Genomic DNA, 276 nt, shown 5'->3' on the forward strand with positions numbered 1-276 from the left:
GAGTGCCGTGACCACATCGAGGATCTGGTCGGCCGGGCGCTGGAGGACGATGGCGGCGAGGCCGTGCTGGCCCCGCATGGCGACGCCCTGCTCGCCCGCCTGCAAGTGGCGCTGGGCGAGGCCGCCGCGGGCGAGGCCGCCGCGGGCGTGGCCGCCGGCGAGCCTGCCGCGGCTTGCGCAGCGGCCTCCCCGCCGGTTCCGGCCGAGGCCATGCTGGAGCGGGTGCAGGCGGACACCTGGCACTTGTCGCTGCGCTTTGCGCCCGGCGTGCTGCGC

1 pseudogene is annotated in these 276 nt (G+C 77.9%); it reads left to right on the forward strand.

The features are described from left to right. Positions 1-276: pseudogene (locus GRF61_RS24490) on the forward strand (chemotaxis protein CheA); the annotation flags it as partial.

The organism is Azoarcus sp. TTM-91, assembly GCF_012911025.1.
Taxonomy (GTDB): Bacteria; Pseudomonadota; Gammaproteobacteria; order Burkholderiales; family Rhodocyclaceae; genus Azoarcus.